The sequence below is a fragment of the Mesorhizobium sp. M2A.F.Ca.ET.039.01.1.1 genome, from assembly GCF_003998035.1.
Classification (GTDB): domain Bacteria; phylum Pseudomonadota; class Alphaproteobacteria; order Rhizobiales; family Rhizobiaceae; genus Mesorhizobium.
Genome location: NZ_RZRY01001435.1, coordinates 1 through 592, shown reverse-complemented (window position 1 = coordinate 592; position 592 = coordinate 1). Strand labels below are relative to the sequence as shown.

Sequence of the window (592 nt, the reverse complement as noted above, 5' to 3'; positions counted from 1 at the left end):
GAATAGAATAAGCCGTCCCGATGCGAACGGCTTGTGTTTGCGCGCCATCGTTCCCGCCCGAGCTTGGCGATCTGGCTCGCCATAGGTCGAAAGATATCGAGGCTCTTCAACCGCGGTGCTGACTTGCGAGGACATGCACGGCTTCCGCTTTTACAGGGAGGAACACATTAGGGAATGGAAAAACGTCTCGCGAGAGAGGCCGACTCCATATTGTCGATGCAGACAGAGCTGCAGGTGACATGCGAGACGCGAGCAGCCGCATAAACACGCATGGTTTGGATGGCGGCATCGATTCCGGAGATCGGCGGGTGATCGCCCAGCGCATCGTCCATGGCGCTTGCAGCATAGCCAAGAACGGCCTGTTCGCCATTGTGGCGCCAGAGGAGATTTGTTGGATCTGATGCTGTAGCGCTAGGAGAGAAGGGGGATGGGAACAAAGGCGTTCCATATCGAGAAAGCGGCCGGTCCAAATCTCCTTCGCGACGCCGGCGGAGTGTCCAAGGGCCGAATTCGTCGGTCCACGTCAGTTCCCCCTTTGAGAAAGAGATCGCTGCCCCCCCGACAAATCCAACATCATCGCGGGTGTCTATAA

General features: G+C 57.4%; 1 protein-coding gene. It reads right to left on the bottom strand.

The annotated features are described in order from the left end of the window. Positions 1–167: 167 nt before the first annotated feature. Positions 168–592 (bottom strand): hypothetical protein (locus tag EOA24_RS42675; RefSeq protein ID WP_210213666.1); only part of this gene is annotated, 425 nt, incomplete at its 5' end.